The following is a 22136-nucleotide window of genomic DNA, read 5'->3' on the forward strand; positions in this document are numbered from 1 at the left end:
GCGTGTCAGGGGGCTCCTGTGACCCGACTGAGAGAACCTCGCGAACGCCCGGAGCCGGCCGGGGCCCGCTATCGGACGTTCGGAGCAGAGTAGGGCCGCGGTTCGCGAGGGCCGCACGCAGCCCCGCTGCGCAGGTGAACCCTCTTGTCGCGCAGCGTGTACACCCGGTCGGCCCGCGGCAGCACCGCCGGGTCGTGGGTGATGACCAGCACGGCCCGGCCCGCCGCGGCGGCGAGCAGGTCGTCGAGGACGGCGTCGCGGGTGTCCGGGTCGAGGTGCGCGGTGGGCTCGTCGAGCACCAGTACCGCCGGGTCGACGAGCAGTGCGCGGGCCAGCGCGAGCCGCCGGCGCATCCCGCCCGAGAGCCGCGCGCCGTGCACGCCGACCTCGTCGTCGAGGGCCAGGCCGGCGAGCCCGACCCGGCGCAGGACGTCGGTGAGGTGGGCGTCGTCGGCGTCGGGGGCGGCCAGGCGCAGGTTCTCCCGGACCGTCGAGTCGAACACGTGCGGGTCGGCGGGTACCCCGGAGACCACCGCACGGACCTCGTCGGGCGGGCGCAGGGCCAGGTCGTGCCCGTCGAGCCGGACCGACCCCGCGCGCGGGTCGAGGAACCGGAACAGCACCGCGGCCAGCGTCGACTTGCCCGACCCGCTGGCACCGACCAGCGCCACGACCTCCCCGCGTCCGACGTCGAGGTCCACCCCGTGCAGGACGGTGCGGCCGCGCCCGTCCGGTCCCGGCCCGGGCCAGGCGGCGGTGAGCCCGCGGACCTGCAGGTCACCGCGGTGCGGCAGCGGTCCCGGCCCCGGGTCGCGGTGCACGACGGCGGGTGCGGCGTCGAGCACCGGCACCAGCCGGGCCAGCCCGGCGCGGACCGCGGCGAGCCGCGCCGCGGCGGCCGGGAGCGGCGCGACGATCTCGAACGCGGCCAGCGCGGTCAGCACCAGCACGGCCAGCGGGACCGCGCCCAGGGCGCCGGCGTCGACGGCGGCGACGCCCAGCAGCAGCGTCCCGGCCAGGGTGAGCCCGGCGACCAGGGCGCCGGACCCCGCGCCGAGGCCGAGCAGTGCGGCGTCGCGGCGGGCGGTGCGGGTCAGCTCGGCGTCGGCGTGGGCGACCGCGTCGACGGCGCGGCCGGTCGCGCCGTGGGCCAGCAGCTCCGGACCCCCGTCGAGCAGGTCGACCAGGGCGGTCGCGAGCCGGTCCCGGGCGACGCCGGCGCGCTCGGCGGGCCGCCGCGACAGCGCCGCGGCCAGCGCGGGCACCGCGACCCCGGCGAGCAGCAGCCCGGCGGCGAGCAGCGCCCCGCCGGGGAGGTACAGCGCGGTGGCGAGCAGCACCGCACCGGACCCTGCGACCCCGGCCGCGACGACCGGCAGCACCCCGCGCACCACCAGGTCCTGCACCGAGTCGGTGTCGCCGACCAGCCGGGCGACCAGCTCGCCGGACCGGAACCGGCGCACCGGCTCGGTGGCGGCGAGCCGGGCGTAGACGCGGGCGCGCATGTCCGACAGCGCGCGCAGCGCGGCGTCGTGCCCGACCAGCCGCTCGGCGTAGCGGGCCACGCCCCGTCCGACGCCGAGGGCACGGGTCAGCACGACGGCGACCGACAGCGCCGTCACCGACGGGTGCTGGGCGGCGGTGGCGAGCAGCCAGGCGGCCAGCGACAGCAGCCCGGCGCCGCAGGCGGTGGCGAGCGCGCCGAGCAGCGCCCCGCCGACGACGCCGCGCAGCCGGGGCGCCAGCACGCTGCGGGCGAGCGACCAGGGGCTCATCGCGGGCCTCCGGCGGGTGTGGTCGCGACCGGGGTGATCGTGACGGTGCGGTCGGTGTGCTCGGCCCAGCCCGCGTCGTGCGCGACGACGACCGCGGTGCGTCCGCGGAGCAGCTCGGCGGCCGCGGTGCGGACCGCGTCGGCGGAGTCGGGGTCGAGGTGCGCGGTCGGCTCGTCGAGCAGGACCAGCGGGGCGTCGCGCAGGAACGCCCTGGCCAGCGCGACCCGCTGCCGCTCGCCCGACGACAGCTGCGCGCCGCCCTCGCCGAGCACGGTGTCCCAGCCGTGCGGCAGCCGGGCGACGACGGCGTCGAGCCCGGCCCGGCGTGCGGCCGCCCGCACGGCGTCGTCGGTGACGCCCGCGTGGTCCCGCCCGGCGCCGAGCCGGACGTTGGCGGCGACGGTGTCGGCGAACAGGTGCGGCTGCTGCGGCACCCAGGCCACCCCGCGGCGCCAGGCGTCGAGGTCCAGGTCCGCGAGGTCGGCGCCGGTGCCGTCGCGGCCGTGCACGGTGACGGTGCCGCCGGTCGGGGCGACCATGCCGAGCAGCACGCCGAGCAGGGTGGACTTCCCGGCCCCGGACGGGCCGCGCAGCAGCACCGTCTCCCCGGGGGCGAGGTCCAGCGACAGCCCGGCGACGGCGTCGGCGTCCGCGCCGGGGTAGCGCACCCGCAGCCCGTCGACGGTCAGGCCGCGGCCCGCCGGGTCGGCCGCCGGCACCGGTGCGGTCCCGCCGGGCGCGCCGCCGGCCGGGCGGTCCAGCTCGGCGAACACCTGCCGGGCCGCGGCGACGCCCTCCATGCTGGCGTGGAACCGGGCACCGACCTCGCGCAGCGGCAGGTAGGCCTCCGGGGCCAGGACCAGCACGAACAGTGCGGTGGCGTAGTCGAGGTCCCCGTAGAGCAGCCGCAGCCCGACCTCGACCGCGACCAGGGCGACGGCGAGCGTCGCGAGGACCTCCAGCACGAACGCGGACAGGAACGCGACCCGCAGGGTGCCGGTCATGGCGTGCCGGTGGGCGTCGGTCGTCTCCCGGACCTTGCCCGCGACGACCTGCGCACGGCGGAACAGCGCGAGCGTCGGCAGCCCCTGCACGACGTCGAGGAAGTGCCCGCCGAGACGGGACAGCAGCCGCCACTGGCGGTCGGTGCGGGCCCGGGTGTGCATCCCGACCAGGGCCATGAACAGCGGGATCAGCGGCAGCGTGACGGCGATGACGACCGCGGAGATCCAGTCCGCGTCGGCGACGACGACCAGCACCGCGACCGGGACCAGCACCGCGAGCACCAGCTGGGGAAGGTAGCGGGCGAAGTAGTCGTCGAGGGCGTCGAGGCCGCGGGTGGCCAGGGTGACGATCTCACCGGAGGACCGCCGCGGGTCCGGTGCGGCGAGCGCGAGCCGGCGCACGAGCTGCATCCGCAGCTGGGACTTGGCGCGGGCGGCGCTGCGCAGCGCCGCGGACTCCGCGCCGTAGGACAGCAGCGCCCGCGCCACCGCGACGACGGCGACGCCCCCGACGAGCCAGGCCAGGGTGTCGAGCCCGGCACCCGGCCCGGTGCGTGCGCCGTCGAGGCCGAACGACGGCGTCGCCCCGGCCACCACCCGCGACACCAGCCAGGCCTGGGCGAGGATCAGCCCGGTCGCGGCGACCCCGCAGACCGCGGCGACGGCCAGGTGCACCCGGACCGCGCTCGCCGTGCGCAGCAGCCGGGGGTCGACCGGCGGGCCGCCCGCGGGCGGCGCCCCGGCGGTGGCGGACGGGGTGGACACGGTCGTCATCGTGGGGCCGGTACCGCGGTGTCACCAGTGTCGGAGGTCCCGGCCGGGGCGACCCGCGCCCCGCCGAGGCGGCGGCGGAACACCCAGTAGCTCCAGGACTGGTAGCCGAGCACCAGCGGCAGGAACACGGCCGCGATCCAGGACATGACGCCGAGCGTGTACGGCGCGGACGCCGCGTTCGCGACGGTCAGGGTGTGCGCGGGGTCGGTCGTCGAGGGCAGCAGCGTCGGGTACAGCTGGCCGAACAGCACGACCGACAGCCCGCCGATCGCGAGCGCGGTGGCAGTGAACGCCCACCCCTCGCGGCCGGCCAGCAGCGCCACCCCGGCCGCGGCGAGGGCCGCGCCGGAGACCCAGGCGACCGTGGTGGTCCAGGACGGCTCGCGCAGCGCGAGCGTCGCGGCCAGGAACGCGACGGTCACCAGCAGCACCGGGGCCACCGCGCGCAGCGCGAACCGCCGCGCCCGGTACCGCACCGGCCCGTCGGTCTTCAGTGCCAGGAACACCGCGCCGTGCAGCAGGAACAGCGCCGTGGTGACGACGCCGCCGAGCAGCGCGTAGCCGTTCAGCAGGTCCCCGAGCGACGCGGTGACCACGGTGTTCTGCCCGCTGCCGGGGGCACTGAGCACGGTGGGCAGGCCACGGACCAGGTTCGCGAGGACCATGCCCCACACGAACGCCGGCACCAGCGACCCGAGACCGATCAACAGGTCCCAGCGGGCCTTCCACGGCGGGTCGGAGCGCTTGTGCCGGTACTCCAGCCCGACCCCGCGCACGATCAGGCCCAGCAGGACCAGCAGCACCGGCAGGTAGAGGCCCGACAGCATGGCGGCGTACCAGGCGGGGAACGCGGCGAACATCGCGCCGACGGCGGCGATCAGCCACACCTCGTTGCCGTCCCACACCGGGCCGATCGCGCCGAGGGCGGCCTCGCGGTCGTCCTCGGCGTCGCGGCCCAGGACGCGGACCAGCATCCCGACGCCGAAGTCGAACCCCTCGAGCACCAGGTAGCCGGTCCACAGCACGGCCACGGCCAGGAACCAGATCGTGGGCAGGTCCATCGTCGTCCCTCCGGGGTCAGTAGCTGAACGCCGCGGGGCGGCGCTCGGCGTCGGTGTCGGCGTCGTCGGCGGGGTCGGGCGGGGCCGCGGGGGCGGCGGGTCCGGCGGCGACGTAGCGGAACAGCAGCCGCACCTCGACGACGGCGAGGATCCCGTAGAGCGCGGTGAACGCGGCCAGGGAGAACGCGACCTGGCCCAGGCTCACTCCGGGGGACACGCTCTGCGCGGTGAGCAGCTCGCCGTGCACCGTCCAGGGCTGGCGGCCCATCTCGGTCAGCACCCAGCCGGCGATGTTCCCCGCCAGCGCCGCGGGCAGCGCGGCGACCACACCCCGGTAGGCCCACCGCGACAGCCGCCCGGCCGGAGCCGGTGCGCCGTCGCGGGTGAAGCCGGGCAGCCGGCCGCCGCGGGTCAGCCAGAGCCCGGCCGTCGCGACCGCGACCCCGGCCAGGCCGAGGCCCATCATCAGCCGGAACGCCCAGTAGAGGACGGCGATGTTGGGCCGGTAGTCCCCGGGCCCGTAGAGCGCCTCGTACTGCGCCTGCACGTTCTCGATGCCGTGCACCGGACCCCACGGGCTGCCGGTGGCCAGGAAGCTCAGGACACCGGGGATCTGCACGTTGACGTGGTTGCGGCTGCCCTGGACGTCGCCGACGGCGAACAGCGAGAACCCGGCCGACTCCTCGGTCTGCCACAGCGCCTCGGCCGAGGCGAGCTTCATCGGTTCGTAGGTGGCGGCCAGCTTGGCCTGGTGGTCACCGGAGGCGATGACCAGCACCCCGGCCACGAGGGTGACGAGGAACCCGGTGCGCAGGGTCTTCCGGAACAGGGTGTGCTCGCTCGGGTGCGGCGCCCGGTCGCCGGGACGGCTCCAGCGTTCGCGCATCAGCTTCCAGGAGCTCACCGCGGCGACGAACAGCCCCGCGATCAGGAACGCCGCGGCGACGACGTGGGTGTAGGTCGACCAGGCCTGCGGGTTGGTCAGCACGGCGCCGATGTCGGTGAGCCGGGCCCGTCCGGTGGCGCGGTCGACCTCGTAGCCGACCGGGTTCCGCATCCACGCGTTCGCCGCGAGGATGAAGTACGCCGAGAGGTTGGACCCGATCGCCGCGGCCCAGATGCAGGCCAGGTGCACGCCCTTCCGCAGCCGGTCCCATCCGAAGATCCACAGCCCGATGAAGGTGGACTCCAGGAAGAAGGCGATGAGCGCCTCCATCGCCAGCGGTGCGCCGAACACGTCGCCGACGAAGGTGGAGTAGGCGCTCCAGTTCATCCCGAACTGGAACTCCTGCACGATCCCGGTGACCACGCCCATCGCGAAGTTGATCAGGAACAGCTTCCCGAAGAATTTCGTGGCGCGGAGGTACTCCTCCCGGCCCGTGCGGAACCAGGCGGTCTGCAGCGACGCGACGATCACCGACAGGCCGATGGTCAGCGGCACGAACAGGAAGTGGTAGATCGTGGTGATCCCGAACTGCCAGCGGGCCAGGTCGAGCGCGTCCATCCGGACCTCCCGAGCGAAGTTCTACGTCCAGTAGTAGTTCTACCGTAAGTAGAAGATCAGTGGGGGGTCGGACCCGGTGGCCCTGGACACGCGGGTCGCCGCGGAGGCGCTCAGCCGCCGGTGCGCGGGTCGAAGGCGCCGTGCTCGCGCAGCACGTCGAGCACCTGCGGCAGGTCGGCGAAGGCCCGTTCGACGTCGGCCGGGGCGGCGACGCGGTGTGCGTTCGCCTCGACGTAGGCGCGGACCGCGGCGTCGAAGCGCTGCGCGCCGACGGCGTCGCGACCCGCGAACAGCGCGGCGGCACCCTGGTCGTAGACGCCGTCGACGAGGTCGGTGAACCCGCCGCGGGAGTCCCAGAACGACATGGGGGCGCCGATCGGGCCCGCGACGTCGCCGGGCCCGAAGCTGCCGATCCGGTACAGGTCGCGCTGGTCGGCCACCAGGGCCTGGGCCCAGGTCGTGAACGCCTCGTCCAGCCACGGGTCGCGGGCCTGGTCGTTGCCGACCAGCGCGTAGAACCAGGAGTGGGCGATCTCGTGCGCGGCCAGCGACGGGCGGGTGGCGTCGTCGACGTCGCCGAACTGCAGGTGGGTCGGGAACTCGACGCCGTCGCTCTGGGTGGGCACGACCGTCAGCCACAGGTCCGGGTACGGGTAGGGCCCCAGGAGCCGTTCCAGGGCGGGCAGGAAGCGGGCGACGTCGCCCTGCCAGTCCTGCGCGGAGCCGCGGAGCTCACCGCCGCGCCGGGCGCCGGCGCGGCCCGCGGTGGGCAGCGCGACGTGCACCCTCGTGGCGCCGACCGTGGACTCGGTGACCTCGTAGGCGCCGACGGCGACCGCGACGTCGCGGACCGCGTCGGCGGCGAAGGTGCGGGTGAGCCGCCCGCCGCCGGCGTCGCGGGTGCCGGTGGCGGTCCCGACCCCGACGACCTGCTGGTCCGCCGCCGCGGTGACGGCGAGCGAGGCGAGCCGGTAGTCCTCGGCGACGACGGTCTCGCCGGACATCCGCACCGCGGGGGTGCGGACCCAGCCGCGGCCGCGGACCCAGTCCAGCACCGGCAGCGGACTGCCGAGCCAGGCGGTGCCCGCCGACGGGGAGTGCCCGATGCGTTCGGTGGAGTCCTCGCCGAGGGTGAGGGTGAACCCGAGCTGCGCGGTGACGGTGGTGCCCGCGTCGGCGCAGGACGGCAGCGGCAGCTCGACGAGCGTGCCGGGCGCGCCGTCCGGGGCGCCCGCCTGCTCGGTGCGCGGGGTGACCGGGGTGCCGTCGACGCTCGCGTCGGTGACCCGGGACGAGCCGCCGTCGGAGACGACGGTCGGCCGGTTGGTCCAGAGCCGGAAGACCAGCTCGCAGATCCGGGCGTCGGGGGTGAAGCGGACGGTCTGGCGGCCGGTGGCCGAGGACAGGTCCGGGGCGAGGTCCAGCGACGCGTCGACGACCGGGCGCTGCGGCCACGGGGCCGCCCGCTCGACCTGCGGCACGCCGGCCGCGCAGCCCCCCAGCACGGCCAGGACGACGGCGACGCCGACGAGGGCCCGGCGCAGCCGGGTCAGGTCGATCATGAGGGCGAGGCTAGCCGCGGTGCGCACGGGCGGCGACCGGCGTGCGGCACCGCCCGGCTACGCCACCCGATCGCGGGCCCGGCCGCGGAGCCGGTCCCGGACGGCGTGCGCGGGCGCCGACACGACGGTCTCCAGGGGACCGCGCCCGACCGCGCGCCGCCAGGCCAGCCCGATCCCGACCGCGACGGCGACCTGCCACAGGTAGCCCTCCCAGGGGCCCAGGTCGTCGAGCGGGGAGTTCATGAACAGGATCGAGCCGACGTAGAGGGTCAGCGTCATCGACCCGGCTGCGGCGAGCGGGCGCAGCAGGTGCCCCAGCAGCGGCCCGGCACCGCGGGCGGTGACCGAAGCCAGGAGCAGGACCGCGCCGAGCACGGCGAGCGCGGACCCGGTGGTCTGGACGACGTCGAGCGGCGTGCCCGAGTGCGGCGCGACGGTCGCGAGCCACCACCACGTCGAGGTGGGGGTGACGCCGTCGGGGTAGCCGGTGACGGCATCGGCGATCGTCGGCGCGCTGTCGAGGATCTCCGGCGGGCTCACCGCGGCGATCGCGGCGTACCCGCCGCCCGGGCCGAGCAGCCACATCGACAGCCCGGTGGCCGCCGTCGCCGCGACGACGCCGCCGGCCAGCAGCGCCGCCGCCGTGCGCCGGTCCGAGAGCCGCAGCCGTCCGACCACGATCCCGACCGCCATGTAGGCGAGCCAGACCACCGCCGGGTAGGCGCCGGTCAGGGTCAGCTCCGACAGCAGCGCGCCGGGGTCGGTGACGAGGTCGAGCACCGAGGGGTTGCCGAGGTCGGGCACCGGCAGGAACGGGCGCACCAGGTGCGATCCGACCGGTATCCCGAGACCCAGCAGCACCGCGAGCGGCGCGAGGACCCGGGTCGGCAGCGCGACCAGCGGTATCGCGAGCAGGAACGCGATCGCGTAGTAGGGGAGGATGAGCGCCGCGATCGACGGGTCGGTCCAGCTCAGGGCCAGTGCCAGCACCATCAGGACGCCGGCGCGGGTGGCGAGCATCGCCGCCGTGGCGCGCAGGTCGGGGGTGCGGACCCGGGCGCGCCCGGTCATGAACGCGAACGAGACCCCGGCGAGGACGGCGAACAGCGCCGCGGAGCGGCCGCCGAACACGAGGTAGCTGGGCGTGGGGGTGCCGTCGTCGGTGGCCTCGACGAGGGCGTGCACGGCGATGATGCCGAGCAGCGCGATCCCGCGGGTGGCGTCGACGCCGAGCAGGCGCGAGGCGCGCTCGCGGGGCGGCGCGGGTTCCGGCGCGGCCGGGGGAGCCGGGTCCGGGGCGGGCGTGGCCCGGGTGGTGGCCGGGAGCACGGTGGTGGTCCCCGTGGTGTCCGGTGGTGCGGACGGGGTGCGCAGGGTCCGCGCGGGTGCCGACGGGGCAGGCGGGGGACCCGCGGTGCGGGGGGCCGGGACGGCGACGGTCGTCGCGGGCGCGGTGCCGGGCGGACCGGACGGCCGGCGCGGCCGGCTCGCGGTCCGGGTGGCGGCGGCGTCCGGCCGTCCCTCCGGGGCGCGGTGGGTGCCGGTGCCGGTCCGCCGGGGCGCGCCCGGTACGGGGACGAGGGCGGGCGCCGGCGGACGGGGCGGCGCGGGGCGGTCGGCGCCGCGGCGGTGGCTGCCGGGCGGTTGCGGTCGGGTCATGTCAGAACCTCGTCGATCAGCTGGTGCCCGAGGTCGCGGGCGTCGGCCGGGGGCAGCCCGGCGTCGGCGAACCAGTCGGGTCCGGCCTCGGGATGCGGGCCGACGACGCCGACCCGGCCGTGCCCGAACGGGGTCACGGCGGCGGCGACGAGCCCGTCGGGGTAGCGGGCGAGGACGGTCCCGGAGTCGAGCAGGAAGTGCGGGCCGTCCTGGAAGAACAGGGTGCGGTCGCGGCCGCGCCAGTCGAGCCGGACCAGGGCGTCGCCGTCGTGGCCGACGGTGGCGCCGGGGGAGTCGATCCAGCGGTCGGTGTCGCCGGGCAGCAGGCCGAACCCGGGGGTGGCCCCGGCCAGGTAGCCGCCCAGGCAGAACCCGAGGTAGCGGCCGCCGTCGCCGACCCAGTCGCGCAGCGGGCCGGCCGCGGGCCGCATCGTGCGCCACGCCGCGGACAGGGTGCCGCCGCCGGGCTGGGCGTAGAGCGTCGCGCGGGCGAGGGTGTCCGCGGTGAGCGGGAGCCGTTCGCGCGGGCCGGTGTAGTGCACGTCGAACCCGTGCCGCGAGGACGCCAGCAGCGCCGCCACCGACTCCGCGCACCCCGTCGGCCGCGACGCCGGTCCGCGGTAGACCAGCGCCACCGGGCGGTCGCCGGCGGAGGGGGCCGGGCCGCGGCGGCCGAGCAGTCGCCCGAACAGGCTCACCGCGGGCCCGGCCCGGAGCGGGCGGAACGGTGGTCGCGCGGCTGCGGCACCGGGGGCGGTGCCGTCCCCGGTCCCGGCCGGGGCGGCACGGCGGGGAGGGTCCGTGCGGTGCGTTCCGCGGACCGCGCCGCGGGGACCGGGACGCGTGCGGCGGTACCTGCTCCGGTGGTCGCTCCCCCGTCGCCCGCACCGACGACCGCGCCGGCGCCATCGTCGGGGCCCGCGGCGGCGTGGCGGTGCCGCGCACGGGGCGTGCTGCCCGGCCGGGCGGGGGCACGGCGGTCGTGCCCGGCGCCGGCGGGCCCGGTCCCGGGGGCACCGGCCGAGCCGGCGGCACCCGCGCGGTGCCGGCCGGTGCTGCCGCGGCGCGGGGCCTGGCGCCCGGCCAGGACCGAGCGCATCCGCAGCGTGCGGCCCGGGTCGTCGGTCCCCTGCAACCGGGTGAGGACCATCGTGCGCTCCGGGTCGACGGCCGCGACCCGCACGGTCCCGGCCACGGTCTCCGGCGCCGCGGCGGGCTGCACGGCGGGCAGCACGGCAGGCGGCACGACCGGTGCCGCGTCGGCCGGTGCGGCGTCGGGCACCGCGCGGGCGGTGATGCCCCGGTACCGGGAGCCGGGCGGCAGGTGCTCGCCTTTCATCACCAGCGACAGCGGGTCGAGCCGCGCCCCGGCGCCGACCACGGCGTCGTAGAGCACGATCGCCCGGTCCCCGACCGACGCGCCGTCCGCGACCGACACCGTCGACATCTTCATGACCCGGTCCTCGAACAGGTGGGTCTGCAGCGACACGTCCCGCCCGACGACGGCGTCGTCCCCGATCTCCACCAGGTCGTACTCGGTGAGGTAGGTCGTCGACACGCAGGTCCGCCGCCCGATCCGGGCGCCGAGCAGCCGCAGCATCGGCGGCAGCAACGGGGTCCCGGACAGCATGCTCAGCAGCCCGGGCACCGCGGAGGCCTCGTAGAGTCCGGTGACGAACTCCGAGCGGCGCACGAACCGGCTCCACAGCGGCTCGGTCCGCGGCCGGTAGGTGCCCACGACCAGCCACTTCACCGCTGCGACCAGCAGGACCAGCGCGAGCGCCGAGGCGAGCGCCAGCACCGGTGCCGCGAGCACGACCTGCCACGCGGCGCCGGTGCGGGCCACGCCGGACAGGCCCTGCAGGAACAGGTAGATCGACACCGAGATCGCCGAGGCGGGCAGCGTGGCCCGGAGGAACTCGATGCCGAGCCGCTCCGCGACGCGGCGCCGTGAGGGCGTGAACGTCAGCGACTCCGGGTGGTCCCCGGAGTCCTGGCGCACCGGCAGGTGCATCGCCGGGGACCCCAGCCAGGTGGTGTCGTGCGGCACGCCCGACGCCGGGGGCACCGTCGCGACGCCGATCAGCGACTCGTCGCCGAGCGTCGACCCGGCCGGGACGACGGCGGCGTTCCCGACGAACGCGCGCCGCCCCACCAGCGTCGGACGGCGGACCATCCAGCCGTTGTGGAACGTCGCGCTGCCCACGCTCGCCATGTCCGCGACGAAGCTGCCCTGGGAGATCGTCAGCATCTCCGGGTCGATGTGCGAGGCGGTGGACACCTCCGCGCCGCGCCCGATCCGGGCGCCGAGCAGCCGCAGCCAGCCGACCGTGTAGAGCGTCGAGTACAGCGAGTTGGTGTAGGTCAGGCTCATCTCGAGGAGCTTGTCGCCGAACCACTTGCGCAGCCCCAGCGCGGAGCGCGCCGGGAAGACCCCGGGCCCGGTGCGGGGCGCGACGGCCCACCGGCCGACGGCCACCAGCACGCACACCGTCACCACGAACACCGGCCCGACCAGGGCGGCGACGAGCAGGGCGGGGCCGTCGCCGAACAGCAGCAGCGACGACCACACCAGCAGCACCGCCGGGACCAGCGCCAGCAGCGACACCAGCTCCAGCGCGACGATCCCGGCCAGCGCGGCCGCCCGCTGCGGCCGCGTCCAGGACGGTGCCGGGCCGCGTTCGGTCAGCTCGGCGACCGCGGCGTCGGCGGCGTCGGGCACCGCGGGGGACCCGGCCCAGTGCTCGGCGGGCGGCACCACCTGGTCCGCGGCGAGCGCGGACTGCTCCCCGACGACGGCGTCCGCGCCGACCACCGCACCCGGTTCGACGACCGCGCTGGCGCCGACGTGGGCGCCCTCGCCGACCGCGATCGGGGCGACGGTCACCCAGCCGTCGGCCAGCGTCCAGGGCCGCAGCGCGGCGCCGTAGCCGACGGTGGCGCCGTCGTCGATCCGCAGCAGCGCGGGCATCGACAGCACCGAGGTGCCCAGGTGCACGTCGCGGCCCACGGTGGCGCCGAGCATCCGCAGGTAGGCCGGGGCGAGCGGACCGCCGGACAGCACCGGCAGCGGTGACATCGACAGCAGCAGGTCCGCGGCCCACAGGCGCAGGTGCACCCGTCCCCACATGGGGTAGCGGCCGGGTGCGACCCGGGCGGTGAGCGCGCGCACCGCGAGCGGGGCGAGCAGCCAACGCTGCAGCAGGAAGATCGCGGTGGCGCCGAGGGCGAGCTGGGCCAGCACGTCCGGGGCGACCCGGCCGCCGTGCCAGGCGTACACCCCGGCCGCGGGCAGGGTCATGACCAGCATCAGCACGAACAGCGCGGCGCCCTGCGCGGTCCCGGCGGCGGAGTAGCGGCGCCGCGAGTGGCGCAGCGGCTCCGGGCGCGGTGGCGGGGGCACGGAGCCGTCGCCGCCGTCGCCCGCCGCGTCGGGGTCCAGTGCCGCGGCCAGGCCGCGGACCGTCGGGTGCTCGTACAGGTCGCGCACCGCGGGGGAGCGGCCGACGCCGCGCTCGCGCAGCAGGGTCACCAGCCGCGCGGCGAGCAGCGAGTGCCCGCCGAGCTCGTCGAAGAAGTCGGCGGTGACCGAGACCTGGCCGGCGTCGAGCGCCAGCACCTCGGCGAGCACCGCCCGGACCCCGGTCTCCAGCTCCGTCGACGGCTCGACGTGCGGGCCGTGGGTCACCACGATCCGCGGCCCGGACGGGGCCGGCAGCTTCGGCCGGTCGACCTTGCCGCTGGGCATCATCGGCAGCGCGTCGAGCACCTCGAGGTAGCCCGGCACCATGTACTCGGGCAGCCGGGTCCGCAGCAGCTCGTGCAGCGCCGCCCGGTCCACCGGCCCGCCCGGCCCGGCGGCCGGGACGACGTAGACGGTGAGCTCCTCGCCCGTGCCGTCGTCGGTCCTCGCGACCGCGGCCACGGCGCTCTCCACGTCGGCGTGCTCCAGGGCGACGGTCTCGATCTCGCCCAGGTCGACGCGGTGCCCGCGGATCTTGACCTCGTCGTCGGCGCGGCCCAGGTAGACGATCTCTCCGTGCTCGTCGAACCGGGCGAGGTCACCGGTGCGGTAGAGCCGCCCGTCGCCGTTCGCGGGCGCCGCGGGGTGGCGGACGAACCGGTCGGCGGTCTTCTCCGGCAGGTTGACGTAGCCGATGCCGACCCCGGGGCCGCCGATGCAGAGCTCGCCGACCTCGCCGCGGGGGACCTCGCGCAGGGTGTCGTCGAGGATCACCGCGGAGTAGGTCGGCACCGGGCGCCCGATCGTGACCGGCTTCCCCGGGTGCAGCTCGCCCCAGGTGCAGGTCACGGTGGTCTCGGTGGGGCCGTAGGTGTTGAGCATCCGCCGCCCGGGGCGCGCCCAGCGCTCCACCAGGCCGGCCGGGCAGGCCTCGCCGCCGACGAGCAGGGTGCGCAGCGCGGGCAGCTCCCGCGGGATCGTCGCCAGCAGGGTCGGCACGCAGCACAGCACGGTGACGCCGGTGCCGGCGAGGAAGTCGCCCAGCTCCGCGCCGATCCGGCGCGAGTCCGTCGGCCCGACCACCAGCGTCGCCCCGGCCGCGAAGGTCGGCCAGATCTCCTCGATCGAGAAGTCGAAGGAGATGGTCATGCCCTGGTAGACGCGGTCGTGCGAGCGGACGTCGTAGACGCGGGTGATGACGTGCACGAAGTTGCAGATGCTCGGGTGGGCGATCGCGACGCCCTTGGGTCGCCCGCTGGAGCCCGAGGTGTAGATGATGTAGGCCAGCGGCGCCGGGTCCGGGTCGGGGGCGACCGGGGCGAGCGGGTGACGGGGGAGTGCGGCGACGGCGTCGACGCAGGTGTCGAGCAGCACCAGCCCGGGCGTGGGCAGCTCGCCCGCCAGGTCCGAGGTGGTGACCAGCAGGTCCAGCCCGGCGTCGTCGCGGATGTAGCCGACCCGGTCCGCCGGGGCGGCCGGGTCGATCGGGACGAACGCGGCGCCGGTCTTGCCGATCGCCAGCAGCACCGCGTAGGTCCGCCAGGTCCGGTGCAGCAGGATCCCGACGCGCCGGCCCGGGCCCGCGCCGAGCCCGGCCAGGTGGCGGGCGAGCTGGTTCGCGCGCGCGTCCAGCTCGGCGTAGGTCAGCTCCAGGCCGCCGTCCTGCAGCGCGACCGCCCGTGGTGTCCGGGCGACCGTGGCCTCGAAGAACCGGTGCAGGCGGTCCGGGTGTCGCGCGGGCGCACCGGCCGGGGCCGGGTGCGCCACGGCGACCCCCGCGCGGGGCGGGGACATCGTCACGTGCCGTCATCTCCCTACACGGCGACGGAACGCTTCCTCCGGTCCAGTGGGGAGCTCCCTGTGGGTTCAGGGGTACGGACCGGTGAGGCCGCCGTGGTCCCCCGTGACATCGCCACGGGGGAGGGGCCTGTTACGGCGAGCGAGTAAGCGATAGGTGCTCAGTTTTACGGAGTGTGGCCGCTCACAGGTGGTGCTGCCCCAGCCGGGGCCTCCGGGTCCTCCGTCCGGCTCAGTCAGGCGACGGCGAGCGTGCGGCGGAGGAAGTCCACCTGTGCGGTCACGGACCGCTCGAACATCGCGCCGAGGTAGATGTCGAAGTGCCCGCACGGCAGCTCCAGCACCTCCGAGCCCGCCCCGGCCCGCGCGGCCACCGCGCGCACCGACGCGGGTGGCGCGATCGAGTCCCGCGCCGCGACGACGACGAGGATCGGCGCCCGCAGCCGCGCCGCCGCCGTCACCGGGCGGTTCAGCGGGATCCGCAGCGCGCCCCGGGCCCGCATGGTGTTGCGGAACCCGGGCCCGGTGATCGAGGAGTAGCCGCTCTCGGCGTCGTGCGAGGTGATCGCCGCGGTCGACCCGGGCGGTCCGAACACCGCGATCCGGTGCGGCGGGCGTCCGAGCAGCCCGGCGGCGGCGTCGCGCAGCCCGTGCCCGGTGAGGCGGGCCAGCTGCCCGGGTCCGGCGTAGCGCAGGATCTCCAGCAGCGCGGCGGTCCCGTCCATCGCCGCACCCTGAGAGATCACCGCGGCGACCCGGCCGTCGCGGGCGGCGACCGGGACGACGTGCCCGCCGGAGTACGAGCTGCCCCACAGCACGATCCGCTCGGGGTCGACGCCGGGCAGCGTGCGGGCGTGCGCGATCGCGGCGTGGTAGTCGGCGCGGTGCCTGCCGTGGTGGACGTCCTGGTCCAGACGGGGATCGCCGGTGCCGTCCGAGGCGCCGAACCCGCGGTAGTCGAACACGAGCACCGCGCAGCCCGCAGCGGCGAAACGCTGCGCGAAGGGCAGCAGCCCGGAGTCGCGGGTGGCGCCGAAGCCGTGCGCCATGACCACGCAGGGGCGGCCGCGGTCGTTCGCGAGCGCGTCGCCGACCGGGGCGAGGTGCCAGGCCGCACAGCGCAGCCCGCCGCTCGGGAACGACGTCTCGGCGGGGGTGACGGTCATCGTCGGCTCCTGCGGTGCGCGGGCGGGGCGGCGTCATCCTGCCGCACCCCCGCGGCGGGCCGCAGGGTCAGGCCCCGGTCGGGCCGAACTGCTCGATCCGGATCGCGTGGTCGGGGACCCCGGCGGCGGCGAGCAGGTCGGCCGCGGCGGCGGCGAAGGCGGGGGAGCCGCACACGAACGCGGTCTCCCCGCCGCGGACGAGCGGGGCCAGGTCGTCGAGGGTGAGCCGGCCCGCCGGGCGGACCGCGCCGGGTGGGGCGGTCCGGGTGAACACCGTGGTGACCGGGGGCCCGGTGAGCTCCTCGCCGTAGAACAGGTCGTCGGGGGTGCGGACCGAGACCAGCATCCGGACCAGGTCGGGACGGCCGGTGGCGCGGGCGTGGCGCAGCATCGCGGCCAGCGGGACCTGACCGGAGCCGCCGCCGACCAGCAGCGCGGGGGAGACCCCGTCCCAGGCGAACCAGCCGCCGACCGGGCCGCGGACCTCCAGCACGTCCCCGACGACGACGACGTCGTGCAGGAACTCCGACACCTCACCGTCGTCGAGACGTTCGACGGTCAGCGCGATCTCCGGCCGCCCGTCGGGAGCGGAGGCCACCGAGTAGCTGCGCTGTGCGGTGTAGCCGTCCTCGGCGGTCAGGCGCAGCACGTAGTACTGGCCCGGCAGGTGCGTGGCGGGCTCGGCCAGGCCGAGCCGGAACGTCCGCACCCCCGGGGCCTCGTCGTGCACCGACAGCACGGTCGCGGTCTGCCAGCGCAGGGTCCGGCGAGGGGTGGTGGCCGGGGTGGTGTCCACGGTCAGTCGCCCTGGAAGCGCTGCTCGGACCACGGGTCGCCGCGGTCGTGGTAGCCGTTGCGCTCCCAGAAACCGGGCTCGTCCTCGGCGGTCAGGCGCAGACCGGCGACCCACTTCGCGCTCTTCCAGAAGTACAGGTGCGGCACGAGCAGCCGCGCCGGGCCGCCGTGCTCGCGGGTCAGCGGCGCACCCTGCGCCTCGAACGCCAGCCACGCCCGGCCGCCGGTGAGGTCGGACAGCGGCATGTTGGTGGTGTAGCCCGAGTGCGAGTGCGCGACGGCGAACCGTGCCTCCGGCAGCGGCCCCGCGGTCTCCAGCAGCGTGTCGACCGCGACCCCGCTCCAGCGCATCCCGAACTTCGACCAGGTGGTGACGCAGTGGATGTCGCCGTCCCAGCGTTCGCGGGGCAGGGCGCGGATCTCGTCCCAGGTCCACTCGACCGGGCGCTCGACGAGGCCGTCGATGCGGAAGGTCCAGCGGGCGGTGTCCAGGGTGGGGGCGCGCTCGGCGGTCAGCACCGGCCACTGGTCACCGGCGTCGTACTGGCCGGGTGGCAGCCGCCGGTCCCGCGGCCTGCGCCCGACGAATCCTCGGGTCACGGGGGGCATGCCGATCACAATGCACCCCCACCCCCGGTTGTTCCCACCCGTCTCAGGTCACGAGGTAGGCGTCGTAGGCGACCGCGTCGGCGGTGCGGACCGCGGAGCCGACGAGCACCGCGGTGTTGAGCCAGGCCAGGTCCGGGTCGGCGGTCCGGGCGTCGACGACGACCCGGAAGTAGTAGCGGGCCGGGTCGACGGGCTCCCCGGCGAGCAGCGCGTCGAGGACCGGGGCCGGACCGGTGCGGTAGCCCGCCGTGGCCAGCTGCAGCAGGTGCCCCGACCGCAGCGCCACGGTGTAGCGGGTGTCGATCACGGCGGTGCCGTCGTCGAGCACCCTCTGGCGGTCGGCCCCGCCGCGGAGCACCTCGCCGTGCAGGCCCTCGCCGTCGCGGCCGGGTCCGGAGACCGTGCCGCCCACGATGGGGATCTCCCGCTCCCGGCCGAACGGGGTCCGGCCGACCTCCAGCGGCGGGTCGAGCAAGACGTGGACGCGGGCGACCGGGGTCAGCCCGGGGGCGGCGGGTGCGGGTCCGGGAGTCGACACGGCCCCAGACTGGCGTCCGGGGCCGCCCGGGGCTACCCGTGAGGACTACCGGCGGGGAACCGCCGGGTGTACGCCGCGAGACCCCCGGACGGTCCCGTTGCGCCAGTCGGGTGCATCACAGGCCGTGCGCGCCTCGCCACAGCGCATGCCCCCGGCGGCACCGGCTCACTAGACTCCACTGCACTTCGGTGGCGTCGACGACGGCGCCACCCGGCGGGCAACGAGGCCGCCCCGCGGGCCGGTGAGGAGAACAGAGCGGATGACGGACAGTGACCGCAGCGCGGTCGACCGCGCAGCCGGTCCGGAGGGCTCTGCCGTGGACGGTCCGGTGGAGCCCGAGGAGCTGGTCCTGGCCGGCGGCTTCGACCCGGTCACCCGTGACCAGTGGCTCGCCGCCGCGGACGCGGTGGTGCGCAAGTCGGGCCGGATCGGCGAGGACGCCGAGCTCGGGGCCGGGATCGAGACCCTGACCCGCACCTCACCCGACGGCATCCGTGTCGCGCCGCTCTACGCCGACGAGGACACCACCGACCTGCCGCCCACCGGCGTGCCGGGGTCGTGGCCGTTCACCCGCGGCGCCCGCACCGACGGGCACGTACCCGACGGCTGGGACATCCGCCAGCGCCACGCCGGCACCGATCCGGCGGCCGTCCGCGAGGCCGTGCTGGCCGACCTGGAGTGCGGCGTCACCTCGGTGTGGCTGCGCGTGGGCGAGGGCGGCATCGCCGTCGCCGACCTGGCCCGCGCCCTGGAGGGCGTGCACCTGGACCTGGCCGGGGTCGCCCTGGACGCCGGGACCGAGCAGGTCGCCGCCGCGCACGCCTACCTGGACCTGGCCGCGCGCAACGGCGTCGAGGACGCCGAGCTGCTCGGCTCGCTGGGCGTGGACCCGATCGGGCTGCGCGCCCGCGCGGGGTCCGGCCCGGACGTCGACGCGGTCGTCGAGGTCGCCCGCCGCGTCCACGGCACCTTCGACAAGGTCACCGCGATCACCGTCGACGCGACCGTGATCCGCGAGGCGGGCGGCTCCGACGCCCAGGAGCTGGGCTGGTCCCTGGCCGCGGGCGTCGCCTACCTGCGGGCGCTCGACGCGGCCGGGATCGCCGTCGCCGACGCGGCGCGGCTGCTCGAGTTCCGCTACGCCGCCACCCCCGAGCAGTTCCCGACGATCGCCGCCCTGCGCGCCGGGCGGCGGCTGTGGGCCCGGGTGCTGGAGGCCTCCGGCGTCACCGACGTGCCGCAGACCCAGCACGCCACCGTCCCCGAGGCGCTGTTCACCCGCCGCGACCCGTGGGTCAACATGCTCCGCGGCACCGTCGCCGGGTTCGCCGCGGGCGTCGGCGGGGCCGACGCGGTCACCGTGCCGCCCTTCGACGCCGCCCTCGGCGTCGCCGAGCCGTTCTCCCGCCGCATCGCCCGCAACACCCAGAACCTGCTCGTGGAGGAGGCGCACCTGGCGCGGGTCATCGACCCGGGCGGCGGCTCCTGGTACATCGAGCACCTCACCGACGACCTCGCCCGGCTGTCCTGGGAGTTCTTCGTCGAGATCGAGGCCGCGGGCGGCGCCGTCGCCGCCCTCGACTCCGGCCTGGTCGCCGAGCGGGTCGGCGAGGTCCGCGCCCGCCGCGAGGCCGACGTCGCGAAGCGGAGGACGCCGCTCACCGGCGTCTCGGAGTTCCCCGACCTGAACGAGAAGCCGGTCGAGCGCACCCCGCTGCCGCCGGCCGTCGAGCGCGGGGGGCTGCCGCTCTACCGCCCCGCCGAGGCCTACGAGGCCCACCGGGACCGCTCCGACGCGCTGCTGAGCGAGACGGGCTCGCGGCCCACCGCGTTCCTCGCCACCCTCGGCCCGCTCGCGGTCTACACCGCCCGCGCCGGGTTCACCCGCAACCTGCTGGCCGCCGGTGGCGTCGACACCGTCGACGCCGGCCCGACCGACTCCACCGCCGACGTCGTCGAGGCCTACGGCAAGGACGGCACGCCGGTCGTGGTGCTCTGCTCCTCGGACACGGTCTACGACGAGCGGGCCGCCGAGACCGCCGCCGCGCTGCGCGAGGCCGGCGCCGCGCGCATCCTGCTCGCGGGGAAGCCGAAGGACGAGGTGCCCGGCGTCGACGGTCACCTGTTCGCCGGCTGCGACGCCCTCGCCGTCCTCGACGACGTGTACACCCACCTGGAGGGCTCGAAGTGAGCATTCCCGACTTCACCGGCGTGCCGCTCCTGGGCGACACCACCCCCGCGACCACCTGGACCGGCTCCGCCGAGGTCTGGGAGGCGCCGGAGGGGATCGGCGTCAAGCCGCTCTACACCGCCGACGACCTCGCCGGCGTCGACTTCCTGCACACCTATCCGGGCATCACCCCGTACCTGCGCGGGCCGTACCCGACGATGTACACCAACCAGCCCTGGACGGTGCGCCAGTACGCCGGGTTCTCCACCGCCGCGGAGTCCAACGCGTTCTACCGGCGCAACCTCGCCGCCGGGCAGAAGGGCCTGTCGATCGCGTTCGACCTGGCCACCCACCGCGGCTACGACTCCGACCACCCGCGCGTCGCCGGCGACGTCGGGATGGCCGGTGTCGCGATCGACTCGATCCTCGACATGCGCCAGCTGTTCGACGGCATCCCGCTGGACCGGATGTCGGTGTCGATGACGATGAACGGCGCCGTGCTCCCGGTGCTGGCGCTCTACATCGTCGCGGCCGAGGAACAGGGCGTGAGCCCCGAGAAGCTGACCGGAACCATTCAGAACGACATTCTGAAGGAGTTCATGGTCCGCAACACCTACATCTACCCGCCGCAGCCGTCGATGCAGATCATCTCCGACATCTTCAGCTTCACCAGCCGGAGGATGCCGAAGTTCAACTCGATCTCCATCTCCGGTTACCACATCCAGGAGGCGGGGGCGACCAACGACCTGGAGCTCGCCTACACCCTTGCCGACGGCGTGGAGTACCTGCGGGCCGGGGTCGACGCGGGCCTGGACATCGACAAGTTCGCACCGCGGCTGAGCTTCTTCTGGGCGATCGGCATGAACTTCTTCATGGAGGTCGCCAAGATGCGGGCCGCGCGCCTGCTCTGGTCGAAGCTCGTGAACCGCTTCGAGCCGCAGAGCGCCAAGTCGCTGTCGCTGCGGACGCACTCGCAGACCTCCGGCTGGTCGCTGACCGCCCAGGACGTCTACAACAACGTCGTCCGCACCTGCATCGAGGCGATGGCCGCGACCCAGGGCCACACCCAGTCGCTGCACACCAACGCCCTCGACGAGGCCCTCGCGCTGCCGACGGACTTCTCCGCCCGGATCGCCCGCAACACCCAGCTGCTGCTGCAGCAGGAGTCGGGCACCACCGACGTCGTCGACCCGTGGGGCGGCTCGTACTACGTCGAGAAGCTCACCTACGACATCGCGAAGCGGGCGTGGGCGCACATCGACGAGGTGGAGAAGGCGGGCGGCATGGCCCAGGCCATCGACGCCGGCATCCCGAAGATGCGCGTCGAGGAGGCCGCGGCCCGCACGCAGGCCCGGATCGACTCCGGCCGCCAGCCGGTCATCGGCATCAACAAGTACGTCGTCGAGGCCGACGAGCAGATCGACGTGCTCAAGGTCGACAACGCGAACGTGCGCCGCGAGCAGCTCGAGAAGCTCGCCCGGCTGCGTGCCGACCGCGACGACCGCGCCGTCGACGAGGCCCTGCGCGCGCTCACCGGCGCCGCGGAGAAGATCGCCGAGGGCTCGTCGCGCTCCGACGACGAGAACCTGCTCCAGCTGGCCGTGAACGCGGCCCGCGACCAGGCCACGGTCGGGGAGATCTCCGACGCACTCGAGAAGGTCTTCGGGCGCCACGCCGGACAGATCCGCATCATCTCCGGTGTGTACTCCGCCGAGGCCGGGCAGAACCCGGCGATCGACCGCGCCCGCGAGCTCGTCTCCGAGTTCGCCGGCCACGAGGGCCGCCAGCCCCGCATCCTGGTCGCGAAGATGGGCCAGGACGGCCACGACCGCGGCCAGAAGGTCATCTCGACCGCGTTCGCCGACATCGGCTTCGACGTCGACGTCGGGCCGCTGTTCCAGACCCCGGCCGAGGTCGCGAAGCAGGCCGCCGAGTCCGACGTGCACGTGATCGGCGCCAGCTCGCTGGCCGCCGGGCACCTCACGCTGGTCCCGGAGCTGCGCCGCGAGCTCGCCGAGCTGGGGCGCGACGACATCATGGTCGTCGTCGGCGGGGTCATCCCGCCCGCGGACGTGCCGGAGCTGCTGGAGATGGGCGCGGCCGCGGTGTTCCCGCCCGGCACGGTCATCGCCGAGGCGGCGGTCGACCTGCTCGGCAAGCTGGCCGCCGCGCTCGGCCACGACGAGCCGGACACGTCCGCCCCGACCGGCAGCGTCTACGCCGACTGAGCCGCCGCCGCCGTCACGGTGCCGCCGTCAC

At 76.0% G+C, this 22136-nt stretch carries 14 protein-coding genes; 2 read left to right on the forward strand and 12 right to left on the reverse strand.

Annotated features, from left to right (window positions below; all coding sequences use genetic code 11):
* Positions 1–68: 68 nt before the first annotated feature.
* The 12 genes from cydC to MTO91_RS13530 form a co-directional block, all read right to left on the reverse strand.
* A complete protein-coding gene (gene cydC, locus MTO91_RS13475; protein ID WP_476654779.1) occupies positions 69–1775 on the reverse strand; it encodes a thiol reductant ABC exporter subunit CydC in 1707 nt (568 codons plus the stop codon).
* Positions 1772–3544, reverse strand: coding sequence for a thiol reductant ABC exporter subunit CydD (gene cydD, locus MTO91_RS13480; RefSeq protein WP_476654780.1), 1773 nt, complete (start codon positions 3542–3544; stop codon positions 1772–1774). The genes cydC and cydD overlap by 4 nt, the downstream gene beginning before the upstream one ends.
* A 5-nt stretch (positions 3545–3549) precedes the next feature.
* On the reverse strand, positions 3550–4614 hold the full coding sequence (cydB, locus tag MTO91_RS13485) for a cytochrome d ubiquinol oxidase subunit II (protein WP_476654782.1): 1065 nt from the start codon (positions 4612–4614) through the stop codon (positions 3550–3552).
* Positions 4615–4630: 16 nt separating this feature from the next.
* A complete protein-coding gene (locus MTO91_RS13490; RefSeq protein ID WP_476654784.1) occupies positions 4631–6118 on the reverse strand; it encodes a cytochrome ubiquinol oxidase subunit I in 1488 nt (495 codons plus the stop codon).
* 110 nt (positions 6119–6228) lie between these two features.
* A complete protein-coding gene (locus MTO91_RS13495) occupies positions 6229–7680 on the reverse strand; it encodes a M1 family aminopeptidase (protein ID WP_405417164.1) in 1452 nt (483 codons plus the stop codon).
* A gap of 57 nt (positions 7681–7737) precedes the next feature.
* Complete coding sequence (locus MTO91_RS13500; RefSeq protein WP_405417162.1) at positions 7738–9339, reverse strand: heparan-alpha-glucosaminide N-acetyltransferase domain-containing protein; 1602 nt, start codon at positions 9337–9339, stop codon at positions 7738–7740.
* On the reverse strand, positions 9336–10037 hold the full coding sequence (locus MTO91_RS13505; protein WP_301548893.1) for a BPL-N domain-containing protein: 702 nt from the start codon (positions 10035–10037) through the stop codon (positions 9336–9338). The genes MTO91_RS13500 and MTO91_RS13505 overlap by 4 nt, the downstream gene beginning before the upstream one ends.
* A complete protein-coding gene (locus tag MTO91_RS13510; protein ID WP_476654872.1) occupies positions 10034–14596 on the reverse strand; it encodes a Pls/PosA family non-ribosomal peptide synthetase in 4563 nt (1520 codons plus the stop codon). Before MTO91_RS13510 ends, MTO91_RS13505 begins: the two co-directional genes overlap by 4 nt.
* A 239-nt stretch (positions 14597–14835) precedes the next feature.
* Entirely contained in the window at positions 14836–15765 is a 930-nt protein-coding gene (locus MTO91_RS13515; RefSeq protein WP_350590312.1) for an alpha/beta hydrolase, read from the reverse strand.
* 67 nt (positions 15766–15832) lie between these two features.
* Complete coding sequence (locus MTO91_RS13520; RefSeq protein WP_100877794.1) at positions 15833–16561, reverse strand: FAD-binding oxidoreductase; 729 nt, start codon at positions 16559–16561, stop codon at positions 15833–15835.
* Positions 16562–16563: 2 nt separating this feature from the next.
* Entirely contained in the window at positions 16564–17169 is a 606-nt protein-coding gene (locus MTO91_RS13525) for a sulfite oxidase-like oxidoreductase (RefSeq protein WP_179759888.1), read from the reverse strand.
* Positions 17170–17212: 43 nt separating this feature from the next.
* A complete protein-coding gene (locus MTO91_RS13530) occupies positions 17213–17707 on the reverse strand; it encodes a DUF3237 domain-containing protein (protein ID WP_476651389.1) in 495 nt (164 codons plus the stop codon).
* A gap of 259 nt (positions 17708–17966) precedes the next feature.
* On the opposite strand from MTO91_RS13530, the gene MTO91_RS13535 reads away from it, so the two are divergent.
* Together MTO91_RS13535 and scpA are read left to right on the forward strand one after the other, a co-directional pair.
* Positions 17967–19898, forward strand: a complete 1932-nt coding sequence (locus MTO91_RS13535; RefSeq protein ID WP_476651391.1) for a methylmalonyl-CoA mutase family protein — start codon at positions 17967–17969, stop codon at positions 19896–19898.
* On the forward strand, positions 19895–22105 hold the full coding sequence (gene scpA / locus MTO91_RS13540; protein WP_251782676.1) for a methylmalonyl-CoA mutase: 2211 nt from the start codon (positions 19895–19897) through the stop codon (positions 22103–22105). Before MTO91_RS13535 ends, scpA begins: the two co-directional genes overlap by 4 nt.
* The last annotated feature ends 31 nt before the right edge of the window (positions 22106–22136 follow it).

It is taken from the genome of Pseudonocardia sp. 2-7, assembly GCF_056341085.1.